This window comes from Ideonella sp. P3_A4 (assembly GCF_056403075.1).
This window is the reverse complement of the sequence record NZ_JBFUGE010000751.1, coordinates 1-2,635: the sequence shown is the minus strand read 5'-3', so window position 1 is coordinate 2,635 and position 2,635 is coordinate 1. Positions and strand designations below refer to the sequence as shown.

At 65.0% G+C, this 2,635-nt stretch carries 4 protein-coding genes; 2 read left to right on the top strand and 2 right to left on the bottom strand.

Annotated elements, in window-relative coordinates:
* On the top strand, nt 1-1,107 hold a 1,107-nt coding region (locus AC1DYI_RS32190; RefSeq protein WP_477208181.1), incomplete at its 5' end, for a serine hydrolase domain-containing protein.
* Nucleotides 1,108-1,152: 45 nt separating this feature from the next.
* Here AC1DYI_RS32190 and AC1DYI_RS32185 read toward each other — a convergent pair.
* Nucleotides 1,153-1,572 carry a DUF1801 domain-containing protein gene (locus tag AC1DYI_RS32185; RefSeq protein ID WP_477208180.1) on the bottom strand — a complete coding sequence of 140 codons (420 nt, stop codon included), beginning with the start codon at nt 1,570-1,572 and terminating at the stop codon, nt 1,153-1,155.
* A 228-nt stretch (nt 1,573-1,800) separates the two neighbouring features.
* Here AC1DYI_RS32185 and AC1DYI_RS32180 point away from each other — a divergent pair, with 228 nt between their 5' ends.
* Nucleotides 1,801-2,157 carry a translation initiation factor Sui1 gene (locus AC1DYI_RS32180; RefSeq protein WP_477208179.1) on the top strand — a complete coding sequence of 119 codons (357 nt, stop codon included), beginning with the start codon at nt 1,801-1,803 and terminating at the stop codon, nt 2,155-2,157.
* Between the two features lie 60 nt (nt 2,158-2,217).
* Here AC1DYI_RS32180 and AC1DYI_RS32175 read toward each other — a convergent pair whose 3' ends face one another.
* Nucleotides 2,218-2,595 (bottom strand): VOC family protein, encoded by a 378-nt coding sequence (locus AC1DYI_RS32175; RefSeq protein ID WP_477208178.1) that lies wholly within the window; start codon nt 2,593-2,595, stop codon nt 2,218-2,220.
* Nucleotides 2,596-2,635 lie beyond the last annotated feature (40 nt).

Sequence of the window (2,635 nt, the reverse complement as noted above, 5' to 3'; positions counted from 1 at the left end):
GCCTATCTGGTCGGGTCGTTCAGCGCGATGGACAGCTTCAATCCGTCGTGCGCGCTCGCTCCGGCCGAGAAGCCGCTGGCGTTGAAGAAGGCCGACGCCGAGACTGCGTTTCGCTACCGCTACGACGGCCGCACTTTGACGTTGGACGACTACATGCAACGCCAGAGAGCCACCGGCCTTCTCGTCTTGAAAGACGGCGAGATCGTTGCCGAGCGGTACAACTACCAGCGCACGGCCGACATGCGCATGTTGTCCAACTCGATGGCCAAGACGATCACTGCCCTCGGCATCATCAAGGCGCAGGAGGAAGGGCTGATCCGCTCGCTCGACGATACGGCCGAGACCTATGCCCGTGAACTCAAGGGAACGCTCTACGGCCAGACCCGCATCGTGAGCTTGATGCGCATGGCTTCGGGTGCGCGGTATGTCGAGGACTATTCGGCGAGCGACGATCGAGCCAAATTCAACGACGCAGCGCGTCGCCAGGGCATCGTGGAAGCGGCACGCCTCGTCAGCGAGCGCAGCGATCCCGAAGGGCAACGCTTCAACTATGCAGGCGCCCAGACCGAGGTGCTGGGCCTGGTGTTGCGCAGCGCCACCAAGCGAACGCTTTGCGACTATGTGGGCGAGAAGATCTGGCGGCCGATCGGGGCGCAGGCACAAGCGACCTGGCTGCTGAATCCGATCGACAAGCTCGAAATTGCCCAGGGCGCCTTCAACGCCACCTTGCGCGACTACGCGCGCCTGGGGATGATGATGGCCAACGACGGGCAAGTGGGCGATGTCACCGTCGTCTCGCGTGATCACTTGCTGGCCATGACCGATGCTGCGCGGCAGCCCGAGGCGTTTCAGCCCGGGCGCATGCAACACCATGGCAGCACCTACTACGGCTACGGCCTGCAGACCTGGATATTGCCCGGCAGTCACCGCCGGTTTGCCCTTCAAGGCATCCATGGCCAGGCGATCTTCGTGGACCCTGCGCTGAAGCTCGTGGTGGTGCACACCGCCGCGGGAAAGGATGCCTCCGGTGACGCCAGCGGCAACCACCTGGGTGCCGAGCGCGACGCGCTGCTGCGCGGCATCGTGTCCAACTACGGCAGTTGGTAGTGCACGAAGCCTGGTGCGGCGAACATTCCTGTTTGCCTGGCGCGGTTAGCGCTTGTTGATGTCCACCGCTGCGCGGATGAGGGCCTTCAGTGCTTTTTCGTTCAGCTCGGCGCCTTCAGCGAAGTCGATGGCACGCCGGGTGCTGCCTTCGAGACTGGAATTGAACAGGCCCGAAGGGTCCGGCAGGGAGGCGCCCTTGGGGAAGGTCATCTTCACGACCTTCTTGTAGGACTCGCCGGTGCAGATCAGCCCGTCGTGCGACCAGACGGGATTGCTCCACTTCCACTCCTCGACCACCTGGGGATCGGCCTCTTTGATCAGGGCGCGCAGCCGGGCGAGCATCGCGCCTCGCCAGTCGCCGAGTTCCTGGATGCGCGCGTCGATGAGAGCAGCGGCCGACGCGGAAGTGGGGGTCTTCGTCTTCGCCGCGGCGGAGCGGGCGGGTGAAACCTTGGCGGTGGGCATCGTTGCTCCCGAAGTGCTGGATGTTCGGCCGGCTCGCGCCTCATGGTGGGCGCGGCCGACGGCCTCAGGTTGGGGCCGGGACGTCACGGCACATGGTAGCGACTGATGTGGTCGATCGTTGGCACTTGGCCATTGCGTTCCGAGCTCAAGCCAAGGCTCGCACCTCCGCTACCGCCCCAAGCCGGCAGCGGCGAGCGCCCATGCGGTCCGCGGCGACAATCAGGCGCCATGAAACCACGCGCTACCGGCGGCCTTGTCTATTCCACCGACAGCGGGCGGATGTGCCCGGCTTGTCGGCAACCCATGGCGCAATGCAGCTGCGCCCCCGCTGCGGTGCCACGCGGCGACGGCATCGTGCGCGTCAGCCGCGAGAAGCAGGGCCGCGGCGGCAAGACGGTGACCGTCGTGCGCGGGCTCGACCTGGACGCCGAGACACTGGCCGCCTACGGCCGCAAGCTGCGCAGCGCTTGCGGCAGTGGCGGAACCGCCAAGGACGGCGTCGTCGAGGTGCAGGGTGACCACGTCGACCGCGTGATCGCGCTCATCCAGGCCGATGGACGCACGGTCAAGCGTGCCGGCGGATAGAAGACGCGAGTCTCGGTTGCTTGCGGCTCAGGCGCGATCACCGTTCAACGATGGACAGGGTCAGGCCTCGGGTTGGTGGCAGACCGCTTCGATGTTGTGCCCGTCCGGATCAATCACGAAAGCTGCGTAGTAGTTCGCGTGGTAGTGCGGACGCAGACCAGGCGCGCCATGGTCCTTGCCACCCGCTTCCAGAGCCGCGCGATAGAAAGCTTTGACTTGCTGGCGACTCTCGGCCACGAACGCCACGTGAAGATGCGCCGGCTTCTCCTCGGTTTGGAACAGGCACAGTGAAACCTTGCCCTCTGGTTGAGCAAGCTCGACACCGTACGTCGGCACCCCTTCCGAGACAACGCCTACGCCGAGCGGTTCGAGTGCCTTGAGGTAGAACGCCTTGCTCGCAGCAAAGTCGCTGACTCCGAATTTGACGTGGTCAAACATGGGCTCTCCTGAAGTGTTTTGGCCCGCGCGAGGCCTGATG

What these genes read in the sequence shown, in the direction of transcription:
- AC1DYI_RS32185 (WP_477208180.1), bottom strand. Translation starts at nt 1,572, where the DNA reads ATGCCCACCGCCAAGGTTTCACCCGCCCGCTCCGCCGCGGCGAAGACG.
- AC1DYI_RS32180 (WP_477208179.1), top strand. Translation starts at nt 1,801, where the DNA reads ATGAAACCACGCGCTACCGGCGGCCTTGTCTATTCCACCGACAGCGGG.
- AC1DYI_RS32175 (WP_477208178.1), bottom strand. Translation starts at nt 2,595, where the DNA reads ATGTTTGACCACGTCAAATTCGGAGTCAGCGACTTTGCTGCGAGCAAG.